General features: G+C 56.2%; 23 protein-coding genes, 2 tRNA genes and 1 pseudogene (1 of these 26 cut by a window edge). 5 read left to right on the top strand and 21 right to left on the bottom strand.

Annotation, left to right across the window (positions count from 1 at the left end; translation table 11 throughout):
* Positions 1–127: 127 nt before the first annotated feature.
* From A4E19_16360 to A4E19_16395, 8 genes and pseudogenes are all read right to left on the bottom strand, one after another.
* Entirely contained in the window at positions 128–1,693 is a 1,566-nt protein-coding gene (locus tag A4E19_16360; GenBank protein ID OQW35820.1) for a hypothetical protein, read from the bottom strand.
* Positions 1,694–1,725: 32 nt separating this feature from the next.
* Complete coding sequence (locus tag A4E19_16365) at positions 1,726–2,028, bottom strand: flagellar hook-basal body complex protein FliE (GenBank protein ID OQW35821.1); 303 nt, start codon at positions 2,026–2,028, stop codon at positions 1,726–1,728.
* A 2-nt stretch (positions 2,029–2,030) separates the two neighbouring features.
* Positions 2,031–2,480, bottom strand: a complete 450-nt coding sequence (gene flgC, locus A4E19_16370; protein OQW35822.1) for a flagellar basal body rod protein FlgC — start codon at positions 2,478–2,480, stop codon at positions 2,031–2,033.
* A 65-nt stretch (positions 2,481–2,545) separates the two neighbouring features.
* Positions 2,546–2,956 carry a hypothetical protein gene (locus tag A4E19_16375; protein ID OQW35823.1) on the bottom strand — a complete coding sequence of 137 codons (411 nt, stop codon included), beginning with the start codon at positions 2,954–2,956 and terminating at the stop codon, positions 2,546–2,548.
* 183 nt (positions 2,957–3,139) lie between these two features.
* Positions 3,140–4,564: a sigma-54-dependent Fis family transcriptional regulator gene (locus tag A4E19_16380; protein ID OQW35824.1), complete on the bottom strand. Its 1,425-nt coding sequence runs from the start codon at positions 4,562–4,564 to the stop codon at positions 3,140–3,142.
* Complete coding sequence (locus A4E19_16385) at positions 4,557–5,858, bottom strand: hypothetical protein (protein OQW35825.1); 1,302 nt, start codon at positions 5,856–5,858, stop codon at positions 4,557–4,559. Before A4E19_16385 ends, A4E19_16380 begins: the two co-directional genes overlap by 8 nt.
* Entirely contained in the window at positions 5,855–7,990 is a 2,136-nt protein-coding gene (locus tag A4E19_16390; protein ID OQW35826.1) for a hypothetical protein, read from the bottom strand. The genes A4E19_16385 and A4E19_16390 overlap by 4 nt, the downstream gene beginning before the upstream one ends.
* Positions 7,991–8,239: 249 nt before the next feature.
* Positions 8,240–9,613 (bottom strand): annotated as a pseudogene (locus tag A4E19_16395) (Fis family transcriptional regulator).
* Between the two features lie 177 nt (positions 9,614–9,790).
* On the opposite strand from A4E19_16395, the gene A4E19_16400 reads away from it, so the two are divergent.
* Together A4E19_16400 and A4E19_16405 are read left to right on the top strand one after the other, a co-directional pair.
* Positions 9,791–9,866: transfer RNA gene (locus tag A4E19_16400), tRNA-Thr, on the top strand.
* Positions 9,867–10,560: 694 nt separating this feature from the next.
* Positions 10,561–10,797, top strand: a complete 237-nt coding sequence (locus A4E19_16405; GenBank protein OQW35827.1) for a hypothetical protein — start codon at positions 10,561–10,563, stop codon at positions 10,795–10,797.
* A gap of 246 nt (positions 10,798–11,043) precedes the next feature.
* Here A4E19_16405 and A4E19_16410 read toward each other — a convergent pair whose 3' ends face one another.
* From A4E19_16410 to A4E19_16430, 5 genes are all read right to left on the bottom strand, one after another.
* Positions 11,044–11,634, bottom strand: a complete 591-nt coding sequence (locus A4E19_16410; GenBank protein ID OQW35828.1) for a hypothetical protein — start codon at positions 11,632–11,634, stop codon at positions 11,044–11,046.
* A 230-nt stretch (positions 11,635–11,864) separates the two neighbouring features.
* The gene (locus A4E19_16415) at positions 11,865–13,283 is read right to left on the bottom strand and encodes a response regulator GlrR (protein OQW35829.1); all 1,419 of its coding nucleotides are present in this window, start codon (positions 13,281–13,283) and stop codon (positions 11,865–11,867) included.
* A gap of 26 nt (positions 13,284–13,309) precedes the next feature.
* A complete protein-coding gene (locus A4E19_16420) occupies positions 13,310–14,089 on the bottom strand; it encodes a hypothetical protein (protein ID OQW35830.1) in 780 nt (259 codons plus the stop codon).
* Positions 14,086–15,561 (bottom strand): hypothetical protein, encoded by a 1,476-nt coding sequence (locus A4E19_16425; protein ID OQW35831.1) that lies wholly within the window; start codon positions 15,559–15,561, stop codon positions 14,086–14,088. The genes A4E19_16420 and A4E19_16425 overlap by 4 nt, the downstream gene beginning before the upstream one ends.
* Before the next feature lie 181 nt (positions 15,562–15,742).
* Entirely contained in the window at positions 15,743–16,576 is an 834-nt protein-coding gene (locus tag A4E19_16430; protein OQW35832.1) for a hypothetical protein, read from the bottom strand.
* A gap of 138 nt (positions 16,577–16,714) precedes the next feature.
* On the opposite strand from A4E19_16430, the gene A4E19_16435 reads away from it, so the two are divergent.
* Positions 16,715–19,333 carry an ATP-dependent chaperone ClpB gene (locus A4E19_16435; protein OQW35833.1) on the top strand — a complete coding sequence of 873 codons (2,619 nt, stop codon included), beginning with the start codon at positions 16,715–16,717 and terminating at the stop codon, positions 19,331–19,333.
* Here the strand turns inward: A4E19_16435 and A4E19_16440 are convergent.
* The 8 genes from A4E19_16440 to A4E19_16475 form a co-directional block, all read right to left on the bottom strand.
* On the bottom strand, positions 19,323–19,748 hold the full coding sequence (locus tag A4E19_16440; GenBank protein OQW35834.1) for a hypothetical protein: 426 nt from the start codon (positions 19,746–19,748) through the stop codon (positions 19,323–19,325). The two genes, A4E19_16435 and A4E19_16440, sit on opposite strands and share 11 nt — an antisense overlap.
* Before the next feature lie 272 nt (positions 19,749–20,020).
* Positions 20,021–20,263 carry a hypothetical protein gene (locus A4E19_16445; protein OQW35846.1) on the bottom strand — a complete coding sequence of 81 codons (243 nt, stop codon included), beginning with the start codon at positions 20,261–20,263 and terminating at the stop codon, positions 20,021–20,023.
* A 168-nt stretch (positions 20,264–20,431) separates the two neighbouring features.
* Positions 20,432–21,502, bottom strand: coding sequence for a hypothetical protein (locus tag A4E19_16450; GenBank protein ID OQW35835.1), 1,071 nt, complete (start codon positions 21,500–21,502; stop codon positions 20,432–20,434).
* Positions 21,499–22,695 carry a hypothetical protein gene (locus tag A4E19_16455; GenBank protein OQW35836.1) on the bottom strand — a complete coding sequence of 399 codons (1,197 nt, stop codon included), beginning with the start codon at positions 22,693–22,695 and terminating at the stop codon, positions 21,499–21,501. Before A4E19_16455 ends, A4E19_16450 begins: the two co-directional genes overlap by 4 nt.
* The gene (locus A4E19_16460) at positions 22,692–23,081 is read right to left on the bottom strand and encodes a hypothetical protein (GenBank protein OQW35837.1); all 390 of its coding nucleotides are present in this window, start codon (positions 23,079–23,081) and stop codon (positions 22,692–22,694) included. Before A4E19_16460 ends, A4E19_16455 begins: the two co-directional genes overlap by 4 nt.
* 97 nt (positions 23,082–23,178) lie before the next feature.
* Positions 23,179–23,784, bottom strand: coding sequence for a hypothetical protein (locus A4E19_16465; GenBank protein OQW35838.1), 606 nt, complete (start codon positions 23,782–23,784; stop codon positions 23,179–23,181).
* Positions 23,785–23,820: 36 nt separating this feature from the next.
* On the bottom strand, positions 23,821–24,102 hold the full coding sequence (locus tag A4E19_16470; protein ID OQW35839.1) for a hypothetical protein: 282 nt from the start codon (positions 24,100–24,102) through the stop codon (positions 23,821–23,823).
* A gap of 64 nt (positions 24,103–24,166) precedes the next feature.
* Positions 24,167–24,736, bottom strand: a complete 570-nt coding sequence (locus tag A4E19_16475) for a hypothetical protein (GenBank protein ID OQW35840.1) — start codon at positions 24,734–24,736, stop codon at positions 24,167–24,169.
* Between the two features lie 499 nt (positions 24,737–25,235).
* Between A4E19_16475 and A4E19_16480 the strand changes: the two genes are divergently transcribed.
* Complete coding sequence (locus A4E19_16480; GenBank protein ID OQW35841.1) at positions 25,236–25,916, top strand: hypothetical protein; 681 nt, start codon at positions 25,236–25,238, stop codon at positions 25,914–25,916.
* A 208-nt stretch (positions 25,917–26,124) separates the two neighbouring features.
* A tRNA-OTHER gene (locus tag A4E19_16485) sits at positions 26,125–26,156 on the top strand; it runs 47 nt beyond the window's last position.

Genomic DNA, 26,156 nt, shown 5'->3' on the forward strand with positions numbered 1-26,156 from the left:
ATCCTGTGGAGCGGGCCGACCTCTCATCCCGCCGGTTCCCCTCCTAAATACCGGGATGGTCGTTCACGCTTCATGCGTCCGCGGTCCGCGCGATGCGAGAACGATGGAGGACAAGTTTCGCGGGATCTCAAGTTGGATTCTTCAGCCACTGTTTCACGACCACGGCCGTCGTATCCGGATTCTTTCTCGCCATGTCGATGATCTGCACCCTGTCCGGTGAACCGGCCAATGCAGCCTCCGCCGATCCACCGGAGCCCGGAAGAGCGGATGTCGACGCTTCGGCGGACGTCTGTTCCGACGTCGATCCCAACATGGCCAACAACGGACGGACGACGAACAGGAAAATCACGGTAAACAGAAGGATGCCCACGCCATAGCGCAGGTAGGGCAACCATGGCTTCGAACCTTCCGCCATGGCTTCCGCGGTCGCACCCTGCGTCTCCTCCGGTTCCGTACCGAACTGAACGTTGGTGACCTGCACCTGATCCTGCCGGTCGGCTGAAAAGCCCATCGCCTTCTTGACGATTTCCTCGATCCGCTTGAGGTCTTCTTCCGAACGGGGGATGTATTTGCGCGCGGCCGCCGGTGCCTCCGTCGGCTGTCCCTCGCCGGCTTTGGCGGTTTCATACGTTCCGTCGACCAACACGGCCACGGATAATTGTTTAATGACGCCCACGGGCTCGACGATTTTAGAAACCGTTCGACTGATCTCATAATTGACGGTTTCATTCTTCGTGAGACTGTTGTTCGAACTGGTTTGCGTCGGTTCTTGATCCGTTCCCGGGGGGACGTTCGACTGCACGCCTGGCACGCCGCCGCCGACGCCGTTGGTGCCATTGGCCTTCTCCTGCCCCCGTTGCTCGCTCCGCACCACTTGGCTGTTCGGATCGTATCGCTCCTCCGTCGTCTCGACTTTTCGAAAATCCACCACGCTGGACACACGCACCACGGCTTTGTTGGATCCGACGATCCGCTCCAACATGGTTTGGATCCGCGTTTCCACGTCCTTTTCGATGCTGCGCTGATATTCGAGCTGCGTATTGGTCAGCCCGGCGGTTTCATCCGTCATGGTGGTCGACAGCATACGACCGTGCCCGTCCACGACGGTCACATCGCGGGTCTGCAGGCCCTCCACGCTGCTGGACACCAGATGGATGATCCCTTGCACCTGCGCTTGCGACAGCTGTTGTCCACCGCGAAGCGACACGATGACGGACGCGCGGGCTTTTTCCTGTTCATTGGCGAAGAGACGGCGTTCCGGGATCGCCAGATGAACGCGCGCCCGTTCGACTTCCGGCAGCTGCGCCACGGTTCTCGCCAACTCCCCCTGCAAGGCGCGGCGATAGTTGAGCTTCTGGACGAACTCGGACATGCCGATCGATGTGCGGTCAAAAATCTCGAACCCGATCCCTCCTCCGTGGGGAAGCCCTTGCGTCGCCAACTGCAATCGCAGGTCGTGGACCTGGGCGCTGGGCACCAGCACCGTCGATCCGCCGCCGGAAGTTTCGTACGGCACTTTGGTCTCTTTAAGTTTGTCGATGATGGCGGCGGCATCTTCGCTGCTCAGATTCGTAAACAGCACTTGCATGTCCGGTTGTTGCGTCCACAAGGCAACGGCAATGAGGCCTGCAACCGACCCGGCCAGCGCGATGAGGATGATCAGTCGTTGATTGATGGAAAACCTCGAGAACATGGCCATCTCTTGCCCTCAGACAATCTCAACCGTCACATCTGCATCCGCTGAATTTCCTCGTACGCGGCAACCAACTTATTTCTGACCTGCATCATCAATTGGAAGGACACGTCCGCCTGCTGCAGCGCGACCATCGTGCGGTGAATGTCCTGTGTTTCGCCGGTCATCAGATCCTGCACCGCCCGGCCGGCTTCCATCTGCGTGTCGTTGACCTTTCCGATGGCGGACTTGAGCGAATCCAAGAACCCTGTGGCCCCGACCGTTCCCGCCGGCTCGGCGGGAGCCACATCCGGAATGGGAGCGAGGCCGGCTGTCGGACCGTATATCTGACTCATCATCACCTCCCGATTTCGAGGGCCTTGTTCCACATGGCGCGTGTCGCGTTGATGGCTTGCACGTTCGCTTCGTACGCACGCGATGCGCCGATCATGTTCACCATCTCTTCCATGACATTGACATTGGGGAGACGCACAAATCCTTTGGCGTCGGCATCCGGATGATGGGGGTCATAGATGAGCTGCCCTGGCTTGGGATCTTCCACCACCCGCGCGACGGAGACTCCTTCGAGGGCGTGCGCGGAGGGTCCGACCGCGACTTGGCGAAACGCCCGCTGAAACGTGCTCGGCACCGCCGTGGAGCGAAAGACGACATCCCGTCGCTTGTAGGGACCTCCTCCCGGCGTTTTTGTCGATTGGGCGTTGGCAAGATTGCTCGCGATCACATTGAGCCGCCGACGTTGGGCATCCAATCCGGAAACCGATACGGCTAGGCTATCCGACATTTCCATGATGAACCTCCTGAGTACCAGCCTTAGAACCGACTTGCTCGCCGTGACACATCGACAACGACGCGCTATCTCGCGTCTCGTATCGCACTGAGCAATCCGTGAAACTTCTTGGTCAGTATCGTGGCCGCCGCGTTGTACTGCATGGCATTCTCAGACAGTTTGGCCATTTCCAACTCGAGATTGACCGAATTGGCGTCCAGCGGGAGATCGCCGGCCGGAACTTCACTGAGTTTGCCCGTCACGGCTTGCACACCCTGCGGGCCGTGAACGCCGAAATGGCGAGACTGTGTCGCGGCCATCACGATCGGCGCGCGTCCTTTGCGGGCCGATTGCAATTGGTCCATGAAGGTCAGCTCGGATGCGCGATAGCCCGGAGTTTCCTCGTTGGCGAGATTCGAGGCAATGACGCGTTGTCGCGCGCTACGAAGGTCCAACGTCCGCTCCAGCAATCGCATCGTCTTGTCAAAGATCGTCATGGCTCTACACTCCTTTCGATCGGCAGCGCCTCTCTGTGCAACCTTGATGCCTGTCTCGGGCTGAGGTGATGGCCGGGAGCCGAGCTCGGATACCCGCATCAAGTTTTCGCGTCATTCGTCTTGGAACTTCCACTCGACCGTTGCCCACCTGCGCGAATTTGCCGGTCGGCAAGTCTTGCCGCCCTACGGCGCGGCGGTCGAGCAGGACTGTTCACTCTCCCGATACTCCCGCAGCTTATTTCGTAACGTCCGAATGCTGATCCCCAGTTCCTTTGCCGCGTGAGTACGATTGTCCTTCACTCGTGCCAATGTCTTAAAAATCAATTCCCTTTCCATTTCCCATAACGATCCGTTGATCGCCTGCGGTGCCTGAACAGGCTTGGCCGGTGTGTCTCCGCTCTGCTCAGGAGGACAATGTTCGGGAAGGATTGGGCCCTGTCCGGCCAGCAACACCGCCCGCTCCATGACGTTCTCCAATTCACGGACATTTCCTTTCCACGCCAATCGCTGCAAGTGTGTACCGACAAGGTCGGACAACGCAGGCGGCGTCAGACCGTTTCGTACCGCCGACTGACCGACAAAGTGTCGCGCGAGCAATGGAATATCGATCGTGCGTTCCCGCAACGGCGGGACGGTAACCGGAAAGACGTTCAGACGGTAGTACAGATCTTCACGAAATCGCCCTTGCTCGACTTCTCGATAGAGGCCCCGATTGGTGGTCGCGATGACGCGGATATTGACTGAAACGGGTTCACGTCCCCCGATCCGGTCGACCTCGCGCTCCTGCAACACGCGCAGCAGCTTGGCTTGCAGATTCAGGTTCATCTCGCTGATTTCGTCCAGAAGCAGTGTGCCGGTATGAGCCATTTCAAATTTGCCGATCTTTCTGATCAACGCGCCGGTAAACGCCCCACGCTCGTGCCCGAACAGTTCACTCTCGAGCAGTCCATCCGGCAAGGCCGCACAATTGACGGCGATAAACGGCCGATGCGCCCGAGGACTGCGATTATGGATAAATCGGGCGAGCAACTCCTTACCGGTGCCGCTTTCCCCCTGAATCAGGACCGTGGCTTGACTGGAGGCCACCGCTTCGATCGTACTGAGGAGCCGGATCATTCCGGGATCTTGGGTAAGCAGCGCCCGGTTGTCCGGCGGATGGGTCGAGTGACCGGGAAGGGTTGGTTCGTCTCGCTCCGATTCTCGTCCTGATTTGAGATTCACGATGACGCGTTCCAGCAAATCCATGGAAAACGGTTTCAAGAGATACTCGCTGGCCCCCAACTTCATAGCCTCCACGGCGGTTTCGATAGCCCCATAGGCCGTCATCAGCACGATGGTGACGTGAGGCGCACGCGCCTTGATCTCCTTGATCAAGTCGAGGCCGTTCAGACGCGGCATCCGAAGGTCGGTCAGGACCATCCAGGGACGAAACCTGGCAATCCGTTCGACCGCATCCATTCCATCGACGGCCCCTTGCACGGAATACCCAAGCCGTTTGACCGTTTCCATCAGTGCCGTTCGCATCGATGGGTCGTCATCGACGATGAGAATGCGGTCGTTTTCATCGCCAGGTTCCGGGAATGCACTTCCTTTTTCACTGTCATTCATGTGACCATTCCTCCGCTAAGGTCCCGTCGTGCTCAAGGCGGCTCGCGCCCAGGGACTCCTCCTCGGTCCGTATCGGAGCGTGCGCGTCATCGTGATGTGTGCCCCTGGAAGGATGAGGCAGGATGATCGAACATGAGGTTCCCTGTCCCACCGTGCTTTCGACATCGATCCGTCCTTGGTGTGCTTCGATGATCGAATAGACAATCGCCAAGCCAAGGCCCGTCCCCTCATCCTTCGTCGTAAAGAACGGATCGAATATGCGTGAGCGATGAGCGGGGTCGATTCCAATGCCCGTGTCACGTACGGTCAACCGAACAGCCGGCATACCCAGTGTCTGCGGCGGTTCTTGGTGAAGACGGATTTCCAAGACACCTCCGCTCGGCATCGCCTGAACGGCATTGAGAACCACGTTCACGAGGACTTGTTTCAACTGCCCATCGTGACACCAGATCGAAGGGACTTCCCGACCGACCTCCACGCGAATGTCCACCGGCACTTTGGTGATTGCATGGGCCGCCAACTGGATCGATTCGCCGATCAATGATTCGGCCGAGTGCCAGCCAAGCGTCATTCGGGCCGGCCGCGTGTAGAGCAACAGATTGGCCAGCAAGCGATCCATCGACTGGACGGCCTGCGAGATTTGTCGCGCGTAACCGTTGGCGGATGTGTGCCTGCCGAGATCGCGCTGCAACAAGGAAGCAAAGAGTTCCACGCTGCCCAGTGGATTTCTGATCTCGTGGGCAATCCGACCGATCAGCTCTCCCATAGCTGCCAGTCTTTCTTTGCGCTGCAATTGCTCTTCAAGTTGATAGATACGAGTGATGTCCTGAAACAGGATGAGGCGGCCGGAACGTGCTCCGGAATCGTTGTAGAGCGGAACCTGACTAATGGAGACGACGGTCTGCCCGATGCGTTGCGGTCGATCACATACCTCAAGACCCGCATCCGCCAAGACGTCGGACGCACGGCGGTTCCGCAATTCGGCGTCTGTGGCGCACAGCCACGTCTCGGCGGCTCGATTGCTGCGACTGATCGTGCCGTCATCGTCCATGACCAGCACCCCCGTGGACAAGGACTCCAGAATTCCATCCAGATGCACGCGCATGGCCTCGTTGTCGCACAGCTGTCGGCGAAGCGCCTCGTTGCTCCGCGCCAACTCCACGTCCATCTGTTCCACACGTGCCGTGAGGGCGCTGTACGACTGCTGCAATGTCTGCGCGGCTTCATCAAAACTTCTGAACGCGGCGTGCAGCAGTTCGCGCTCTTCGAGCCGCCTGGTCGTGGCGCTTGTCATAGCCCTTCCGCGCTCCTCGAACCCCCGGCCGTCCGCAAGCTCGTCCTGAGGGACGAGGAAAGCCGATTCAACATGGGATCGCCCGTCACGTCGAGTTCCGCCAGCGCGACCGTGGCGCGGTCATATTGTTTCAAGGACGTCCAATGTTTGGCGATTTGCAGGCGCGCCCAATCGGCTTGGGACACGGTCGGTTTCTTGGTCAGCACCGATTGATAGGCCGCGATCGCGCGTTCATGTCGATTCAATCGCGACAAGATATCCGCATAGGTCATCACCGCGTCGGACGATTGCGCCGCGCCGGTCTTGAACGCCTCTTCGTACGCCAGCGCGGATTCATCCCATTTGTCCAGCTCTCCGAGCGTCTTGGCCAACTGAATGTACATGGCGGGCCGTTCAGGATGGACGGGATGGCGCAAGAGCCACGTACGACACAGGTGAAGCAGTCCTTGCAGATCCCGCTGCTGCCGCATCGCCGCGATCAGAAGATGCACCGCTTCCGCTTCGTACTTGCCGATCGGGAACTGGAACCGGTATCGCTCCAGCATTTTTTTCGCCGCCTCGGGATCACGCTGATCGAGATAGATCTTGCCGAGACCGATCAACGCGGATTCAAGCAACGCCGAATCGTGGTGCGACTTGATGATCTGCTGATGCAACCGTATGGCGACGGAAGCAAATCCCAGGCGTCGATGGGATTCCGCGATATCGCGTAGCAAGGAGGAACCCGCATAGCGTTGTTCGGCCATGGCTCCGTGTCTGTGAAACAAACTGACAACCGTCAGATCGTCGCGCGACGCAACCGCCGCCTCGATCCACGGCGTCAACAGGGCCGATAGGCGCTCCGACGCTTTCATGGCCCATGGATCGTTCCGATCGATGGCCTGAATAGTGATCTCCTTGTAGATTCGAAGCGCTCGATGCATGTCGCCGGTCTGTTCGTATCCTTTACCCAGGTAATATCGGGCTTCACTCCCCATCGGGACGCCGACCTGCGTCGCGATCGTCTCCAACAGCGATCGGTAGGAGGCGTCGGTCTGGTCCGGAAACGGCACATTGTGGATCATGGCGCCGACCGTCAGGCCCAGAGAGTTGCTCCCTGACGGCGACATGTTTTCCGCCCGGAGCGCGGCGAGTCGAAGCTTGGCCGTGGTCTCCATTGCGCTGTACGGATAGAGCGAAGGGATCAGCGCATAAACGAACTCGGCGAGCGGCTGCTTGCCTCCCGCCCACAATCCCTCGGCGACATGCATGAGCGCGGCCGGCGCATAGTCATGGCGTGGATAGAGGTTGTAGAAAAGCAGCATGAGCTCTCGCGCGGGCATCTCATGATGCAGCGTCACCTGCGTGAGGGCATACCGCTGAAGAGACAACGAATCGCCTCTCAACAGCTGCGGCCATCGTCGATAAATCAGATCGTAGACCGGCTGTGCGTCCGCGAATCGTTGTTGCCTGAACAACGCGTGGGCCAATCCCAATGTCGCCCCTTGGAGCAACGGCTCGTCCTCGCTCCGCTTTTGCACGTTGGCAAACGCGTGCTCGGCGTCGCCCCATTTGCCCATGGCCATAAACGTGTACCCGAGCCCCAACAAAGCCCGATTTCCATCGAAAGGAAGATCGAGAGAATGGGCCATGGCTTGCTCGTAAGCCGCTTGCGCCTCGTGGAACGCCCCTTGTTGGAAATACAAATCCGCGATCCGCCATTCCGCTCTCCGAGCGTTCGAGGACCGCGGATGATCCCGCAGAAGTTGTTTATACCCTAGAATCGCCTCGGATCGGGTTGGTCCCGAAACGTCATCCCGCAGCAGAAGCTCCACCAGGAAAGCTTTCGCGGATGGGATGAGTGAGCTTTCAGGATGGTCCTTGACGATTTTCTCGAAGAACCGTTGGGCCTCCGGCCACGCCTTCTTTTTGTACGCGGACAGACCTTCTTGCCAAGCCAAACCATCGATCCCCGAAGACTGCCCTTCCGGGCGAGGCCCGTCATCAGGCGGCGGCTGTGCGAGTCGTTCGCCTGAGATCGGAATTCGTTTCGTGGTGGCCAGTTGCGCCGCTGCAGCAATCGAGGCAGAAGATGGAGAAGGAGGAGAAGAAGACGGGATGGCCGCCCCTGTCGCCGGCGACGGGAGCGCCATCCAGACTGTGAGCCCGAACGTCAATAGACAATATGGTCGCAGGCAGTCATACACGGCGATAGGGCATCAGCAAAGCCCATGCCTGTGCGCGTTTAAGAAACCCTCAACAAATCAGAAGAGTTAAGGAGTGAATTCCCAAACGTGGACGAAGCGCGTCAGGATTGGCATCGGCTAGGTCGATAGGTCGTCAAGCTTTTGACTGGAAGGCCGTGGCCATAGGGGCAGCGTTTCCGTCTGGGATCGGGGATCGACGCCCTTCCGCTTGAGTTTTTCAACCAACGTCGTCCGGTTCAGGTGGAGCAGTTGCGCTGCGCGCGAGGTCACGCCGTTGGCTTTCCTCAAGGCTTCCATGATGAGGTGTTTCTCATATTGTTCAACCTCTCGGGAGAGGTTGATGCCATCGTCGCTGAACCGGATGAACTGTTCCTTCAGCTCAGAACCGGACGATTTTCGGCAGATTTTTTCCGGTAAGTCTTCACTCGAAAGAATTCCCTGTTTCTTCAACACGACCAGCCGTTCAATCATGTTCTCCAGTTCGCGGATGTTGCCCGGCCAGTCGTACTCGATCAAAAGGTGCATCGCCTCGGGGGCAAAACCGGACACCTCGGTGTGCTTGCTCTGGTTGAAACGCCTGAGAAAGTGGTCGATCAGGACCGGAATGTCGCTTCGGCGCTCTCGAAGCGGAGGAATGACGATGGGAATCACGTTCAGCCGGTAGAAGAGATCCTTACGGAATCGCTTTTCCTCAACCATCAGCTCCAAGTCCTGGTTCGTCGCGGCGACGATCCGCACATCCACATGAATCGTCCGGTTTCCACCCACTCGTTCAAATTCCCGCTCCTGCAACACCCGAAGCAACTTCACTTGCAAGGAGAGACTCATTTCACCGATTTCATCGAGAAAGATGGTGCCGCCATTGGCCAGTTCAAAGCGGCCCATCCTCGGATGGGTCGCCCCGGTGAAGGCGCCTTTTTCGTGCCCGAAGAGTTCGGATTCCAGCAGGTTTTCGGGAATGGCACCGCAATTCACCGGGACCAGCGGACGATCCCGCCTCAGACTGTTGAAGTGAAGCATGCGGGCCACGAGTTCCTTGCCCGTGCCGCTCTCGCCTTGAATCATGACCGTGCTGTCGCTGTCGGCAACTTTTTGGACGAACTCCAGGACTTGTTGCATCGACTCACTGACACCCACCAATTGCTCCAGCCGATATTGATCCCGCACGGCCTTCCGCAACAGATGGTTTTCTTGCCGCAGCCGAAGAAATTCCGCCGCCTTCCGAACCACGGCCGCAACGGTTTCGAGATCAAACGGCTTGGTGATGAAATCAAACGCGCCGGACTTCATGGCGCGAACGGCTGTTTCGATCGTGCCGAATCCGGTCATCATGATGGGAATGATCTTGGCGTCCAGCTTCGCCAGACGGTCGATGATCTCCAACCCGTCGAAATCCGGCAGCTGAAGATCGGTGATGACAATGTGCACCACCGAATCCTTCACCGCCTGAACCGCCGCTGCGCCGTTTTCCGCCGTCGAAATACTGAAGTTTTCTTGCAGAAGCACTTCGTGCAGAACGTCCCGAACGGCGGGATCGTCATCGACAATCAGCACGTGAATTGAATTCATATTTGCGACCATTCGGAACACGAACCGCGATGCGGGGTTAGAATAATGATCTGTCACATCTAATGCAAGTTATATCAGTTACTTGGACGCGATCCGACGGGGTGGGAGATTTCTTGACAGGTTCTCCGGGCTATTGGTACTGTGCGAGGCGAAGCGTGAACTGCAATCTCTGAACGGGCTGGCGTAGCTCAATCGGCAGAGCAGCGGTTTTGTAAACCGCAGGTTGGAGGTTCGATTCCTCTCGCCAGCTCCACACCGCACTTCGTGCGACCCGCCGGCTAATCATCGGTTTATTGTATTTATCGCCGCTGGATAAAACCCGCCAGTGTTTCCTTTCCCCGACCGCAAGCATCTTTTCGCAGTATCGTTGTACAAGCGAGCGGGTAAACCCATCCCGTGTTCCTCTCGCGCGTGCCGGCGACTCTTCAGGCAAAGCCTCTCCTCATTGGCATTACAATTTGGTATCTCTCTTTCGTCCGATCGTTCAGCTTTCCCTGTGTAACCACACATGTCACAATCTTCCCTCTTTCTCACTTACAATCACTCTATGACACCCTGCCCGTTCACAGTCCATAGGATTATTAGTCATACTGTTACAGTGATCCTGGATAGATATACTGCGGTGTTCCTCTGCTGTTCGGAATCACAGAGAAGCACCCACTTGAAAACCGAGGCTTATGGGACCATCAACCCGGACAAAAAAGCATGTCACTCGACGAAGCCACTGTTTCCTACTTGAAAGGAAATTCGGCGCTGGCGGATGCGTGAGAACAAGAGCCCTTACGTGAACGCCGCCAGAAAACAAATGACGGTGACAAGCTATCTAGATAGTCACCGAATGACTCATCTAAGATATCCAAGGCGCCTCAAGAACTCCTACTGAATACCATCATGCAACTCGCCATGGCCCTGCTCCTCGCCTTTCTAAGCGGATGCTCTTCGAATCGATGGCCGGCTCCGGCTACGACGTATTACGTCGCCCGTCCGTAATAGATGTCAATGTGACCGCAAGGGAACTGCCGGTCGACAAGGCCGGTGGCGACTTCTCTTCCGGATCGGCTAGTAATGCAGGCGCGTTCGATGCTGCGACCGATGGCCGCAAGATCTGCGAATCGAAGGGAGACAATACGAGCATGGATCGATCAGAACGTGAAGGAAATGGAATCGGCGAGAAAACACCCTAAACCTCGGAATCCAAAAAAGTGAGTGCAAGCGGAATTTTCCCGAGTTGGATTGGACTTCGGGAAATCCACTGCACGGTTAACCGGAGATGGGCCTCTTAAGCATGGGTCTTCTTCATTCACTTGCTCGACCACGGCGGATAAACCTTCCTTGACCTCCCTTGGCAGCAGTTATCGATTCATCAAACTTCTGCTGTCGGCACATGACCGTTTGTGGTTCGACTCAAGTCTGTGGATTCCGATGTCCGGCTATTGCCCCGGATAACTCTCGATAGGAATCATCAGATGCGCATACGGGGTTCCCGCCCACATGATCCAGGGGCCACCGTTCTTTGAGTTCGTCGGCAAGCTCTTCAACGATTCCGGATCGGGCACGAGCACCATGATATGGGCGCCGAGCTTCTCGACCCAATCGTCTCCCGGCCTGGGTTCGGTCGCGTAGGGATCGGTGTTGCTCACCGGCCGGTCGCCCTGAAGCATGTAGGCAACCCCGACCTGCGTGTAGGTGGGCTTCTTCTTATTCTTCAACGCATCCATAAAATTGCGCCACGATTCGTTCATGCAGATGGAGTCCATCCCTGCCGTAGCGGGATCATCCGGCAAGCACATCCACCCATTGGTCCCGATGCGAAGGACTTGTCCGTCCCGATTGAGAATAGTGGCATTCTTCGAGAGCGATGCCGGCGCGGCGTTTTCCGCAGCCGCTGTTTCGGTCGCCTGACGAACCACGTCGCGTCTCGCCCCTCCTTCGCCCAGGACCAATGGCGGTGTGACTGCGACGGTGACGGCCACGATCAACACTCCAGCGAGAACAATCATGGATTTTCCATCTCGCATCATAGACGCCTCTCCTTTCTTCACGGAAGGGCAACCAGCCGCACGTATCCTACGCACTGAAATATCGGGAGTGCAATAAAAAAGGCGGGGCGCAATGAATGGCAGGTGTCCAGATACGCTTCGGTCGCGGCGACAGGAGCCCGAGAGGTAGCTCACTCATAAAGGCCGCGCCACCTCGACGCGGCCTTTTCACCTTCACGCGGGAGTCTCTTCGGACGGAAAAAGTCGAAAACTTATCGTTCCGCTTCAGTCAAGCTCGCTTCGTTTTCGAGCTCCTCCATGTCGGAATCGGGCCTTCCTTTCGTCGTGGAGGGATGAAGACCATACTTCCTCAACATTTTATAGAAGTCGGCTCGGTAGCGCCCGGCGAATTGCGCGGCACGCGAGATGTTTCCTCCCGTCAATTGAAGGACGTTCTTCAAATAGGTTCGTTCGAATTCTTCTTTGGCTTCCGTCAACGGCTTCAGCGGCGAATCGGCCGACACACTGCCTGCCGGCAGCAGATCGGGAGTGATCATGTCCTGCCGTGACATCACCACGGCCTTTTCGACCACATTCTCCAACTCACGCACATTCCCGGGCCACGGATTGATCATCAGTCGATGGAGCGCCGCGGGAGTGAATCCTTTCACCTCCTTGTTGGCCCGTTTCACGCTGAGTTTCAAGAAATGTTGCGCCAACAGCGGGATGTCGTCCCGGCGATCCCGCAGCGGCGGAATGAACAGCGGAACCACCGAGATGCGGTAGTACAGATCGTTGCGGAACGTCCCGTTCTTCACCGCTTCACCGAGGTCCTTGTTGGTCGCCGCGATGATGCGCACATCCACTTTGACCGACGTCTCCGCCCCCACCTCTCGAATTTCCCGCTCCTGTACGGCGCGCAAGAGTTTGACCTGCATGGACAAGGGCATCTCACCGATCTCGTCGAGGAACAACGTGCCGCCGTTGGCCAGTTGAAACAGTCCGCGCTTCGCGCCGAGGGCGCTCGTGAACGCGCCTTTCACATGTCCGAACAGTTCGCTTTCAAACAGCGTTTCCGGTATCGCGGCGCAGTTGAGCGCGACGAAAGGACCTTTTCCCCGCCGGCTGTTCGTGTGAATGACGCGAGCCAGCACCTCTTTGCCGGTTCCGGTTTCTCCAAACAACAAGATGGTCGCATCCGAGTCGGCGACCTGGGCGATTTGCTGAAAGAGCCGTTGCATCGCCGGACTTCGCGCCACGACATTTTCGAGCCCGTACAGTTCCTTGACCAACGACTTGAGCCGCTGAATCTCTTGGCTCATCCGCTGTTGGGCGAGGGCTTTCTCGATCGTGGCTTTCAGTTCCTTATCGTCAAACGGCTTCGTCAAGTATCCGAACGCACCCCGTTGCATGGCCTCCACGGCATTGGGAATACTCCCATGAGCCGTCAGGATGATGACCGGAAGTCCCGGATGGCTCCTGAGGAGTTCTTCGGTGACGTCCAATCCATCTTCTCCGCGAAGGCGCAGATCTGTGATCGCCAAGTTGAACATCGTTTTCTTGGCTTCTCCGACCGCGGCCTGGCCCGTCGTACAGGGTGTGACCGAAAACCCCATCGCGGACAACCGTATTTTCAACAAATGCAACAGCCCTTCGTCATCGTCGACAACGAGAATGTTTTCTTGCTCCATAGGTCAGTCTTCCTTCCGGTGATTCGTTAAGGGATCGTGTCCGGAGCGGGAGCCGGAACGGTCGTCAATGGTGGCCGGATCGGACGCACCTTTTCCCGCATCTCCTGATCGATTCGTTTCAAGGCCTCCAGTTGTGTCGAAAGCTCCTCGATCTTCTTGTCACGCTCGGCCAGCTGTTTCTGCAGAGTTTGAACCGATGCCGGATCGGCTGACGTCCTGGCCGAGTCTTTCTTCGACGAGAGGGCCTCTATTTTGTGCTCTCGATCCGCCAACTCGCGCTGCAGAGCCTCGATGGTATCGGACTCGCCGTCCTTGGAGGCGCGAAGTTGTTGAACGAGCACCTCCCTGTCAAGCAAGTCCCGCACCAGTCGATCGGTGGTCGACGCGAATGACGTATTGACTTCTGAAATGACCGGCGCCCTAAACACAGCTTCAGGCCAGGATCTCTGGCCAGGAATCGGTTGTTGTAGCAGCTCAAGCCACGTCTTGCTTGACGCGGCCAACTGGCTCTTGGGCGCAACGGCCAAGACCTTCGCAAAATATTTTTCAGCGATTTCGCGGCTTTCATACAATCCCACCAACGCGCGCCCATAGTAGACCTGATCGCAAGAATTCGATTCGCCGCATTTTGACGCGGCGCTTTCTTGTTTCTTTGCAAGTAATTGAAAAGTTTTCAGTTCTCGAGGCTCTGCCACAAAATACGGACGAGAGGCGGGCGGAGGCGACGTCCAAGCCGCACACCCTGCCAGCAAGAGGGAACAGAGGATGATGGAATCCCTTGTCGGAGACGGAATTTTTCCGATCACGCTTGCCCTACCTTTTCTGGTTTTGCCAACCGTAGGATAAACCGTACAGTCGCCCCCTTGCCTTTCTCACTTTCGATCCAGATTCTGCCGCCGTGGGCTTCCACCACCTTCTTCACCAATGCCAATCCCAATCCGCTGCCTGCCGTATGTTTGCCTTTCGTGCGACCTTGGTAAAACCGTTCAAAAATATGCGGGAGATCCTCGGGAGCGATCCCTGGTCCCGTATCCGAAACGGCGATCTCCAGAACTCCCGCTTGTAGATCGGGTTTCATCTGAACCTTTACGACCCCTCCCTCGGGGCTGAATTTCAGGGCGTTGGACAGGAGATTGTCGAGCACCTGTTCCAAACGGGCGGCGTCCGCCTTGACCCACGTCCGCTCCCCGATGCTTTCCAGTACAAGTTGCACATGTTTGGAATCCGCCAAGAGGCGAACCTTGTTGATGGAGATGTCCCCGACGCGCTGGAGATCCACCGGGACAATGCGATATTCCATCATTCCGGCTTCCATTTTCGATAAATCCAAGATCGTGGAGATGAGATGGATCAACCGCCGGCTGCTGTCGGCCATGATCTTTAAAATCGTTCGTTGCTCCTGGACGAGCGGACCGGGAATCTCATCGAGGAGCAGGTGCGTGCCTTCTTGAATCGAGGCCATCGGAGTCCGCAGTTCGTGGGACACGTGCGCCAGAAACTCCGTCTTCATATCATCGATTTCCTGGAGCTTTCTGCCCATCCAATTCACGGTATCGACCAATTCTCGTAACTCCGCCGGTGCTTTGATCTGAAGAGAAGCTCCGAAATTTCCTTGCCCGATCCGTTTGATATGCCCTTGCAGCTGTCGGAGAGGACGCAGGATCGTATAACTGGCGATGCCGGCAAGGCCCAACCCGAACACCAACGCCACCAGCACCAGTTGCTCCGTAACCGCCTCCGCTTGAGCAGCGCTGGCCCGAGATTCCGTGACCCCGAGACTCACCCGAGCCTCGTGCAGATCGATGTAGCCCTGAATCGAGGAAGACATCCGATCCATCAGCCCATCGCGCCGGATTTCATATTCCGGAGTCGCCTGACGGAGTTTCCCCCTGACCGTTTGAAATTCATCCTGAAAAAGCTGGAGCCGCTCCTTGAGCAATTCATCGGTCGCCTGGAGCAGTTTCAACCCCTGCGACGAGCTTTCCTGGCCTCGCAGCAGCTGGAGACTGCGCTGAAACTCGTCCAGTTCTTCGGTCAGATGCGTCAGAAAGGTGCGATCTTTCGTCGCAAGATATTTCTTTTCGCTGTTCAATTGCGCATAGAGCGAACCCAACAGTCTCTTCGCGGATTCGGCAGCGGGATAATGGTAAGAGGCCATCTGCGTACTCATCGCCGTCAACTGCCGAAGTTGAAACAGCGCGTACAGGTTGACCCCTCCCATCACAGCAATAATGATGAGGGACGTCATCACCAACCGCCAAAAAATAGAAAGCTGCATGAACACGCGCCTTACCGGACCACGTTCTTGAAGAACGGAGCTCAAGTGTAGGCTAAGCCATACACTATTTCAGCTCTGATCACAAGCCAGACACCATCGCGGCCCAAGAACGGCCTCGGTCTGGTCGAGAGCCCCTGTCATGAAACAACCAGCCGGCGACGGCCTTTATGACGTTTGTCCTCTACTGCCTGGCGCCAAACTGGTGAGCGAATAGCCGCTGCCGTCTGGAGGACCCTTTGAGCGATGCAAACAAGTGGCCTCGGAACAACAAGGCGGCCATGGCCGTGGGCGGAGTCAGGAGTATCAAGACGATCCATTGTCCATCGGGATCAAGGCCGAGATAGGACAACCACCCGCCTATCACCGTGAACGGCAGCATAAGGATCTGGAAAAAATCGAGGCCTGCTCCCCGACCGACGCGGCCGGAGAGTGAAAAAAATTCGAAGAGGCCGCTGGGAGAGAGGATCACGGGCAACATGAAAACGGCGAACGGGAGAAACCATTCGATCCAATGTTCCAAGACAAATTCATAGGAACTCTTGAACACGTCTAAGGTGGACTCGTGTCGGACTTGATAGATGACTTCCGGCGCCGGGTTCAACAGAATGAAGACCAGGAGCAAGAACGCCGAGAGAAGAAATTGACCATAGGAGGGATTGGCTTGCAGACCCATGTCGAGCAACATCGTCGGCAGCCACAAGACGAACCCGACCCCGATCACGTCCCAGAAATAATGCCCAAAGCTGTCGGTGACATCCTTGAGCCCAAGAGTTCTCGAGGCACTGAGCGACTGTTCAATCAGGCGGAGCGTCGCACCCACCAACAGGGCATTCGCGATGCCCAGGATCAATCCGCCGACGATGCCCAGCGGGGCGGCGATCCGCGAGATCGCCACGAACAGCACGGCAAACACGATGAGCGCGATCATGGTCACCCAACTACAGGTGAGGGAACGCACCGTCTTATTCAGGACGTGCCGATAGAGCTGGAACGTGGCGGAAACGAGGTTCACCATGCCAGCGTACCCTAATCGGGATTGCCCGAGAGGTCAAGGTCTCGTCACAGCTTTCGAGGGGATACATTTTCAGTTGACTTGCGCCCCCTGATGATTATCACCTCATGTATCGATCATTTATTGGGTAGGTGATACGCCATGGACATGAACCGAATGACCGTCAAGCTCCAGGAGGCCTTGCAGTCGGCCTCTGCTCATGCACAGCGGAGAAGCCATCAGGGCATCGATGTCGAACACGTACTCCTGGCCCTGCTTGAGCAGGAGGGCGGAACGACTCCGGCTCTCCTCGAAGGAGCGGGACTCGCCTTGCCCGCGGTTCGTCAAGCGACTGAACAGGCATTGGCCAAGCTTCCGCAGGTCCAAGGAGCGGGCGCCGGTCCCGGTCAGATGCATGTGGCGCCTCGTCTTACCCAGGTCTTGACTCGCGCCGAGGATGAGCAGAAGTCCCTCAAGGATGATTTTTTGAGCGTCGAGCATGTGCTCTTGGCCATGGTCCAGGAAGGAGGCGTCTTCAAGAAGCTGGGGCTTACTCGCGACCGCCTCTTGTCCGGTTTACAACAGGTGCGCGGCAATCAGCGCGTCACCTCTCAAGACCCCGAAAGCACCTACCAGTCCCTGGTGAAATACGGGCGCGACCTGACGCAATTGGCCGGACAGGGCAAGCTCGACCCCGTCATCGGTCGGGATGACGAAATCAGACGCGTGATTCAAATCCTGTCCCGTCGAACCAAGAACAATCCCGTGCTCATCGGCGAGCCGGGGGTGGGGAAAACCGCCATTGTGGAAGGGCTGGCCATTCGCATCGTGAAAGGGGATGTGCCCGAGAGTCTCAAACACAAGAAGCTCTTCGCATTGGACATGGGCTCGCTCGTCGCCGGGGCGAAGTTTCGCGGGGAGTTCGAAGAACGGCTCAAAGCCGTGCTCAAGGAGATTCAGTCGTCTCAAGGCCAGATTCTGCTGTTCATCGACGAGTTGCATACCGTCGTCGGCGCCGGAGCGGCCGAAGGAGCGATGGACGCGGCCAATCTGTTGAAGCCGATGCTGGCGCGCGGCGAGTTACACCTCATCGGCGCCACGACGCTCGATGAATACCGGAAACACATTGAAAAAGACGCCGCCCTGGAACGCCGTTTCCAGACGGTCCTCGTCGATCAGCCCTCCGTGGAGAACACCGTTTCGATTTTGCGCGGCCTGAAGGAACGGTATGAAGTCCATCATGGCGTGCGGATCAAGGACAGCGCCCTGGTCGCGGCGGCGAAATTGTCCCATCGGTACATCTCGGATCGATTTCTCCCCGACAAAGCCATCGACTTGGTCGATGAAGCCGCCGCGCGGCTCCGAACCGAGATCGACAGTCTGCCGGCGGAGCTGGATGAGGTCTCACGCAAGGTGCTCCAGCTGGAAATCGAGCGTGAGGCCTTGAAGAAGGAGAAAGACGCCGCCAGCGCCGCCCGGCTGACCGCCCTCGAGGCGGAATTGACCGACAAACAACGCGACTTGCAGGCGCTCAAGACCAGGTGGGAATCGGAAAAGACGTCCGTCTCCCGCCTCCGAAAGACCCGCGAAGCGATCGAGGACGTCAAACTGAAGATCGACCAGGCCGAACGGGCATACGACCTCAATCGCGTGGCGGAATTGCGGTACGGCGAACTGCCTCGGCTCGAACGGGAGCTGTCGCTGGAACAACAACACCTGGAAAAGAAGCAGGATGCGACCAAGCTCCTGAAGGAAGAAGTGGACGAGGACGAGATCGCCGCCGTGGTCAGCCGGTGGACCGGTATTCCAGTGTCTCGATTGCTCGAAGGGGAAACCGACAAACTGCTGAAACTGGAGGAACTCCTGCACCAACGCGTCGTGGGACAGGATGAAGGCGTCCGAGCGGTGGCGGATGCCGTGCTTCGCGCGCGATCGGGCATCAAGGATCCCAATCGTCCGATCGGTTCCTTTCTGTTCCTCGGTCCGACCGGCGTCGGAAAAACGGAACTGGCCCGTGCCCTGGCCGCGACCCTGTTCGACGACGAAGGCAACCTGGTCCGAATCGACATGTCCGAATATATGGAAAAGCACACGGTCGCCCGTCTCATCGGCGCGCCTCCCGGCTATATCGGGTACGAAGAAGGCGGTCAACTCACGGAGGCCGTTCGGCGACGCCCGTTTTCGGTGATCCTGTTCGATGAAATCGAGAAAGCGCACCACGATGTCTTCAACGTCCTGCTGCAAGTCCTGGATGACGGGCGACTGACCGATTCACAGGGCCGCACGGTCGACTTCAAGAACACCGTGCTGATCATGACGTCCAACATCGGCAGTCCCCATATCCTCGAGGCACAGCAGCGCGGCGCGTCCTATGAACAAGTCAGGACGGTCGTCATGGGGGAACTGCGGGAACATTTCCGACCGGAATTCTTGAACCGCGTCGATGAACTCGTGGTGTTCCATCCGCTCGGCACCGAACATCTGGTCAAGATCGTGGAAATACAGCTGGCGCGTCTCCGCGAGCGACTGGCTGAGCGACGGATGTCCCTTGTCCTGAGCCCTTCGGCGCTCAGACATCTCGGTGAACGCGGGTACGATCCGGTGTACGGGGCACGGCCGCTCAAACGCCTGATTCAGCAGGAATTGGAAACACCGATCGCGCGATCGCTGGTCAAGGGAGAAGTGCGGGACGGAGAGACGATATCGGTTGACCTCAAAAACGGAAGCTTGGTTCTGGCGCCGACCGTCGCCGAACCGCAGCCGTCACCATCTAACCGATAGAGACGGCGCCACCTTTGGCGTCCTGCGTGAGCCCGCGCTTCTGCTGCTTCTCGATCCTCCACTCCGTCGGCGAGACGTGGAAGAGACGCCCCTTCATCGTGGGGAATTCTCCCCGTGAAAAAGACACCACGTCGGAGGCCTTCACGTCGAACTGAAAGAGAATTTTCCCGGACTCGGCTTCTCTCAGCGCCACGCTGGTGTTCGTCTTCGTCAACTCATAGGCGCGCCGTTCGTTGAACATCATGGCGCTGTCCACCACCTTCGCCAACATTCGGCCGTTCGAGTCGAACAACGCGAAGTTCACCAAGAGGGCCCCGGACGAAGAATGACGGGCGACTTGGATTTGTGGCACGCCCTCGATTTCGATAGTGCCGTTCGAGTTGCGGTACAGATTGGAACCGATTTCAATGTCCATGGTTGGCTGAGCCTCAGTTTCGTATCTTTCTGTCCGTACTTTTTATCCCTGGGACTTACCCTTTTTCAACCTCCCAGCCGCCGGAATCGGAGCGCTGTCTGGAAGTGTACCGAGATCGGGAGACCTCTACCGTCCAAGCGAGCTTGTACCGCTCATCCCGGACGCACTCCTTCCAAGAGCATCGCTCCCCTCGCCGCCGCCACAACTACAGTGGCCGTTGCAGAGTTACTTCCGCAACCAACGCGATCAATCCACTGATTTAGCTGTGAAGATTAGGCAGATTTTTTGAGTCGCTTGCTCGCGTGCAACACGGTAAAGCCGATAACCTCGTTATCCTCATAGCGGATGATCACGTCTTCATCGGTCATCTCGCTATCAGTGGCGTGACTGGGCTTCTTGTAATTGACATACAGCGTGTCGGCCTCAGCGTCGTATGTCAGCCAGACGGCATGCTGCGGTGCCCGGCTCACAGCCGGAATCAGCTTCAAGTATTCCTGGATGTCGGCTATGGCCATACTTGCCTCCTCTTCTCCAAAGCTCCCGGCGCCTATTCCGTCTTTCCATCTACCCCTAGGCATCTTTGTCTCCGAGGTCATTCATAATCAAGCGAAACTGTTCGAGGGGGGATTCGAGGTTATCAACGTTTCACTCTTCATTGTTCCTCCTCTTTGCCACACTCTGACTCAACTATTAGCCCAGACTTGCGCGGAATCGGCGTCATAAAAAAATACCTGCAGTGGCGTTGGATGCCCAGGTAGTTGAGCTCTGCGATCAGCAATCTGCTGCACGCGCATTCTTGTGGCCTGATTCTCCTTTGAATTTAGATCACCATGCAATCCTACTATTAAGGTAGGGAGTTTCCTTGCTGCAACGATCGCATCAGAAATATGATTATCAGACGGACCTAAGCTATGTCCAAAAACCACCAGTGGACTCTCAATATTCCGGAGTTTGTCCAGACAGTACCACAGGTACCCGTTGCCCTGAATCTGTTCAAGCTTCTTTTCGGGAGAGCCTTCAGCCACAAAAAGTGGATATTGCCCTTTAGCGAACCCATCCCGAATAAGCTCTGTAAGACGTTGTCCACTACGTGTCCAGGTATGCTTCCGTAGCTCTCCATTGTGCAAGTAAAGATGGAGCGCCCCATGAAGATACAGCAATCCTCGCTTATCCTTCAGCCGTTGTGAAAAGACTAGGTAGTGGACGTCAGGCTCGTCTTGATCAGCTCTAAAGCAGTCCTCAAACGGCGGAGGATCTCCTGCATGCATTACCACCCAATAGAGAAGCAAATCATAATTGGTCGTAAACACCACGTGAAACGGTTCAAGAAACTTAGCGGTGGAAGTCTTTCGACCATCGACTATATCTCCGGGTGTTTCGAGGTGAGAACTGGAAATTGCTGTGACAAGTGTTCCCTTAATCACCTCCAGATCTTCGGCCATTCCGCTTGATTTATTCTTGACTAATCCATACGTTCTAGCGACCCAATCTGAACCATCAAGAAGTTTCATTACGCCTTCGAAGTTATTGGTTCCATATCGTTGAAACAAGAGTTGTGCACGTCTGCTCAGTCCAGCCTTAACCGCAGCTTGATACAGACTCCCATACCGAAAAACTGGGTCGCAGGCGATGCTGAAACCGTTTCCGAGAAGGAGATAAGAACGCTTGTCCCTGATCCGACGGCGCACTTCCTCATAAGTAAGGAGGATCGTGCCATCCGATCGTTCTGAGGGTCGGCTGGGCATGAAGTTCACAATTCTCCCTTAAATGCTTTATCCAGGATGGAGGGCAGGAGCGCGGCGAGTTCGGCAGTGGTCTCGGCTTGCAACTTCTTCAGCGCCTCTACCTTGGCCTGCAAACCGTCGAGGTAAGTAACGATACGGCGCTGCTCCTCAATCGTGTGGTTGGGAATCTGCAGAGCAAGGACTTTCTCCTTCGAGATGTTCTTCATGGTCGGCGAGGTCCCTGAGGCTTGACGCTCAATCTGATCGCGTAAGGGAGGCGACTTTAACAGATGCTCCAAATACTCGGGGACTACTGCTTGAGGTTTGCGAAAGACGAAACGAAATGTCTTATCGCTAAGCATCAACTTCGAACGAGTCTTCCGCACGTACGCACACGCTCCAACCAACTCTCGAGTATTTGCACGAGACATCAGGAAATCACCGACTCTCACTTCAAGGTTTGGCGGTGGCATGTACGACAACGGTAACGCCTTATTCTCGCCTTCGTCGAACAAGCCAAAAGAAACTGCGCCAACCTTTAGGACTCCCCATTCATCTCGCGTTGCAGGACGGCCATCAGTTGCGGGGCTCTTACCGTTTTCAATTTCCGCCACATGTCGGCTTAAAGGAATCCAATCGCTGGCTGGCGGGTCACCGATTAATGCTCGGCGACCAGAGGCCAAAATAGCCTCTGTTTCTTTGGCCGTCACTGCTCGTAATCCCCTTGCCTCTTGGATCTCCGCGGCCAGAGATTCGATCCGCGCCACGATCCGCCGCTGTTCCGGAAGCGGGGGAAGAGGAATTTTGTATCCAAGCACATCGTTAGGACGAATGGCCGCATAGTTGGTTGAACCTTGGGCGGCCACCTGGTCGCGAAATGCGGGTGTGCGAATGTAGAAATCGAGGAACCGTCGATCCAGTTTGGTTTGGTCTATTCCGAACAAGAAGTAGTGACTGCTGACTATTGCTTGATCGAGTTCCTCAGGAACAATCCCAAACCCACCAACCTTTGCATCGATCTCCGCTACTAGGAAGTCGCCAGCCTTACAGACTTGCTGCTTCTTTGTTTTGATCTCGGCTCCAGGAACGGTATCCCGCAGAACGATTCCTTGAGCGTGAAGCTGAACGCGGCATCTCTTGTAGGCCGAAAGATCATTGATCGAGACAAACTCCTTGCGACACTGAATCGCCGAAGCCAACGGAGCTGAGAGCCACTTGCTCATACCCCACCCTTCAGAAGACTTTTAATCTCACCCATGATCTCCGCGATGCGCAGCTCTTTCTTCAGGATGTCGTCGGCGAGCTGCTCCGGTGGTAAATGCTCAAAGTCCACTTTGCCGCGCGGATTCTTGATATCGAGATTGCAGCCGTTCTTGAGAATGGCGGCGGCGGGAACTTTCCAAGCCCGGTCGTTTTCCTTCCGCTTCCCCCACCAGACGATGCAATCGGCGAACTCTTCGAATTGAATCGGCTGGGTCTTGGTGTAGTTCTTCCGACCTTCGGGAAGCGGCTGCTCATAGTACCAAACGTGCTTCGTCGGGCCGAAGCGATCGAAGAACATGAGATTTGTTGGAATGTTTGTGTAAGGCGCGAAGACACCGTTGGGCAAGCGGATGATCGTGTGCAGGTTGAAATCTTTCAGCAGTTCTTCCTTGATGCGAGCGCAAACGCCGTCGCCAAAGAGGGTGCCGTTAGGGACAATTCAACTACGGCACCACGATGACATCGCCGCTCTGCAGAAAGAAGTTTCCCGGCACGGCGCTGCCCTTTAGAATGTCGTCATAGCTCACCGGAATTTCGATCTGGCGTTTCTGCTCATGCCCTTCTGACCCGGTGCTCACATTGCGCAACACCTTAATCTTATTCTTGGATGCAAACGGGGCGAAGCCGCCAGCCAACGATATGCCTTGCATCACGTTGGCATAGGACTTCAACGGGTACTTCCCCGGCTTCATCACTTCTCCCAAGACGTAGATGAAATAGCTGTTCACTTCTTTCACTTGGACCGTAACTATTGGCGATGAGACATATTCAGTAAGCCGATCGCCGATGCGCTTAGCCAAAACATTGGCAGTTAGGCCGGCAGCCGGTACATCGCCGATAAGCGGCATGGTAATCGTCCCGTCCGGACGAATCGTCACCTCACCAGACAGATCCTGACTTTTCCAAACCGTCACTCTCAGCACGTCCTCCGGACCGAGGAAAAATTCAGACGGCGCAGTTAGGTTGACTTTGTCATCCATTCTCTTCTCGGCACATCCCACAAGCAGGACAATGGTGACAAACATCCAGCTCAGTAAGATGCGCATCATATGCCTACTCCCGTCATAGCCATCATTGAACATTCTCTAACAATCTCCCCGCACATCTCTGATCAAGGCTGCCCGAAGCGTCGCGTAATCAAGCGTGAGCTCGGCAAATTGTTTTTTCAGCCGCCGATGTTCGTCCTCCAGGGACCGTAACCGCTCTTTATCGCCCGATTGTTGCTCATGGGCAAACTTTGCTCGCCATCGGTAGAGGGAACTGATGGAAATCCCATACTGACGAGAAATCTCTCCAGCCATTCGGCCCGCGTCTAATTCTGAGACCACGGCTCTTATCTGATCTTTGGTAAAACGGGATTTGGGCATGACTGCAGATCCCCCGTCATCTTGCTGGATCGTAGAAAGATTGAAGGGGAATAGGGAGGAAGGTTCACTGCTCGGGCGCGACTTCGTCGCTGCCTATATGGATGAGCGCAGCTCGCTGCAGAAGAGAGGAGCGAATCACTAAGCCATGATGACTCGTTCGGCGAACGAATTGGCCACGGACTCCGATCAACGGACCTCGTATCACTTCGACCCATGCACCTTCTGCGAAGTAATCCCACGGTTCCATCATGGGATTGACCGAGGAAAGTTGCTGGAGCACGGCAATTTCTTCAGCCGGAATGGGTTCTGGTCTCATAGTGCCGACGATACGGACGACACCCGGCGTTTTTAGAACGGCTAGACTACTGGTCATCGCAAAGTTGGCAAAGCAATACCCGCTAAAGAGCGGAAGCGTCGTCCACACTTTGCGATCGGACCATTGACGACGTTGCTTGCCCAACGGGAGCAAGGGTTCTATCCCTACTGCCAACAATCGGTCCCGAACTTGTTTCTCGTGGCGAGACTGGGTCTGAAGGGCATACCATCGGCAATCAGTGCTGGTCTCTATTACCTGTTCTTGTATCTGTTCGTCCCGTTCAATAGGTTTTTTCTGTTTCTGATAGCCAGGGATCATAGCTTCGCCCCGTGAGTCCCAGCCTCTTTAATAAATACAGCCGTTCAGCTGTAATGATAGGGCCTAGCGGACCTATCAATATCAGGGCATACGGCCCTTTCACCATCAGATAGATGTCTAGTTTTCGTGTAGTCACACCAGCACCTTTGTCTAAACGATCGAGCTGAACAGTACTGTTCCTGCCAACGACGCTGCGACGATAAAATCATCGATTCATACTTCAACGTAGGTTATGTCCTATCAATATGAGTTCCTTACTGATAGGTCTGGTGAAGATTGTTCGAGGAAGAAGAAAAATGAAAATAGATAAACGTATTCAATACATTGAATATGCGTGATGTATCGATCCTGCACACCCTACTAATGGGCAGTATCATTTGCACCTATCAAAAGTGGAGAACCATGCACCGTTTGATCCTTCCCGAGGACACAAGCAAACCGAACTCAATAAGAATCAGTTTCACGAGGTTCCCGTTTCCATCTTGAATCAGGAGGCAGCATGCTCGGTGCCGCAATGTCCCCCCTCACGATCGCGATTCTCAGTAGTCAGTGGCTCCTATGGGTGGGATTGCAAAAGATTCTTGAGAGCCACGCAACCATCCCGATGGTCGTGCATCGTCACCCGTGGCGCACCTCGGCCATGTTCCATTCCGAACGACCACCGGACCTGTTCATTCTGGATCTGGAGACCGAGCGCAACCCCACCCAAACCATCACGCAGATTCGAGAGACAGCCCCCGGCAGCAAGATCGTGTTGTTGTGCGGGATCGAGGACAAGGACCGCACCCGTGAAGCGTTTATCTCCGGCGTTGACGGCATCATCCTCACGGTGCAACCGCCGGAAGTCGTGCTCGCGGTAATCGAGGCCTTGTATACTCCCGCGAAGCTCCAGCTCCCCATGGAACGAGATAACACGGGAGGGAGTGATGTCGCGCTATCCGCCAAAAAGAAGAGCAACTCGGACACCCCGCCCGGATGGCCCGAGGCCTTGACTGAGCGGGAACGAGAGATCATCCGCTTGGTGGAGCAGGGACTCTCGAACAAAGACATCGCCTATAAGTTGTCGATCAGCGACAGTACGGTTCGGCATCACATGACGAATATTTTCGACAAAGTCGGCGTGCCCAATCGACAGAAGCTGCTGATTCGCGCCCATCAGTTCAGCTCTAATTCCGCCTAGTCGTCAGAGCGACAGAAAGGAGTTCGGGCTAAATTTCTTTGGCTTTCTTGTGCCGCGCAATCGTCGACCCACGACAACGCCTTTTGTAGAGGAAAGTGTCCCTTACAAAACATGTGGAAGTCCGGCGCATCACCTTGGTAAGATGCGTCCGGCGGTTTTACCGATCGCAAGAGTGGAAACTGCTGATCCGTTACACAAGGGCCTCAGTGCCGAGGTAGCTCAGTTGGCAGAGCACAGCCC

Source organism: Nitrospira sp. SG-bin1 (assembly GCA_002083365.1).
Taxonomy (GTDB): Bacteria; Nitrospirota; Nitrospiria; order Nitrospirales; family Nitrospiraceae; genus Nitrospira_D.

Excerpts from the sequence above, each read along its gene's own strand:
- A4E19_16445 (OQW35846.1), bottom strand. The coding sequence starts at position 20,263 with ATGGCCATAGCCGACATCCAGGAATACTTGAAGCTGATTCCGGCTGTG.
- A4E19_16435 (OQW35833.1), top strand. The coding sequence starts at position 16,715 with ATGGACATGAACCGAATGACCGTCAAGCTCCAGGAGGCCTTGCAGTCG.
- A4E19_16365 (OQW35821.1), bottom strand. The coding sequence starts at position 2,028 with ATGAGTCAGATATACGGTCCGACAGCCGGCCTCGCTCCCATTCCGGAT.
- A4E19_16455 (OQW35836.1), bottom strand. The coding sequence starts at position 22,695 with ATGAGCAAGTGGCTCTCAGCTCCGTTGGCTTCGGCGATTCAGTGTCGC.
- A4E19_16480 (OQW35841.1), top strand. The coding sequence starts at position 25,236 with ATGCTCGGTGCCGCAATGTCCCCCCTCACGATCGCGATTCTCAGTAGT.
- A4E19_16410 (OQW35828.1), bottom strand. The coding sequence starts at position 11,634 with ATGATGCGAGATGGAAAATCCATGATTGTTCTCGCTGGAGTGTTGATC.
- A4E19_16415 (OQW35829.1), bottom strand. The coding sequence starts at position 13,283 with ATGGAGCAAGAAAACATTCTCGTTGTCGACGATGACGAAGGGCTGTTG.
- flgC (OQW35822.1), bottom strand. The coding sequence starts at position 2,480 with ATGGAAATGTCGGATAGCCTAGCCGTATCGGTTTCCGGATTGGATGCC.
- A4E19_16360 (OQW35820.1), bottom strand. The coding sequence starts at position 1,693 with ATGTTCTCGAGGTTTTCCATCAATCAACGACTGATCATCCTCATCGCG.
- A4E19_16475 (OQW35840.1), bottom strand. The coding sequence starts at position 24,736 with ATGATCCCTGGCTATCAGAAACAGAAAAAACCTATTGAACGGGACGAA.
- A4E19_16465 (OQW35838.1), bottom strand. The coding sequence starts at position 23,784 with ATGATGCGCATCTTACTGAGCTGGATGTTTGTCACCATTGTCCTGCTT.
- A4E19_16385 (OQW35825.1), bottom strand. The coding sequence starts at position 5,858 with ATGACAAGCGCCACGACCAGGCGGCTCGAAGAGCGCGAACTGCTGCAC.
- A4E19_16430 (OQW35832.1), bottom strand. The coding sequence starts at position 16,576 with ATGGTGAACCTCGTTTCCGCCACGTTCCAGCTCTATCGGCACGTCCTG.
- A4E19_16390 (OQW35826.1), bottom strand. The coding sequence starts at position 7,990 with ATGGCGCTCCCGTCGCCGGCGACAGGGGCGGCCATCCCGTCTTCTTCT.
- A4E19_16470 (OQW35839.1), bottom strand. The coding sequence starts at position 24,102 with ATGCCCAAATCCCGTTTTACCAAAGATCAGATAAGAGCCGTGGTCTCA.
- A4E19_16375 (OQW35823.1), bottom strand. The coding sequence starts at position 2,956 with ATGACGATCTTTGACAAGACGATGCGATTGCTGGAGCGGACGTTGGAC.
- A4E19_16380 (OQW35824.1), bottom strand. The coding sequence starts at position 4,564 with ATGAATGACAGTGAAAAAGGAAGTGCATTCCCGGAACCTGGCGATGAA.
- A4E19_16425 (OQW35831.1), bottom strand. The coding sequence starts at position 15,561 with ATGCAGCTTTCTATTTTTTGGCGGTTGGTGATGACGTCCCTCATCATT.
- A4E19_16440 (OQW35834.1), bottom strand. The coding sequence starts at position 19,748 with ATGGACATTGAAATCGGTTCCAATCTGTACCGCAACTCGAACGGCACT.
- A4E19_16405 (OQW35827.1), top strand. The coding sequence starts at position 10,561 with ATGGCCGGCTCCGGCTACGACGTATTACGTCGCCCGTCCGTAATAGAT.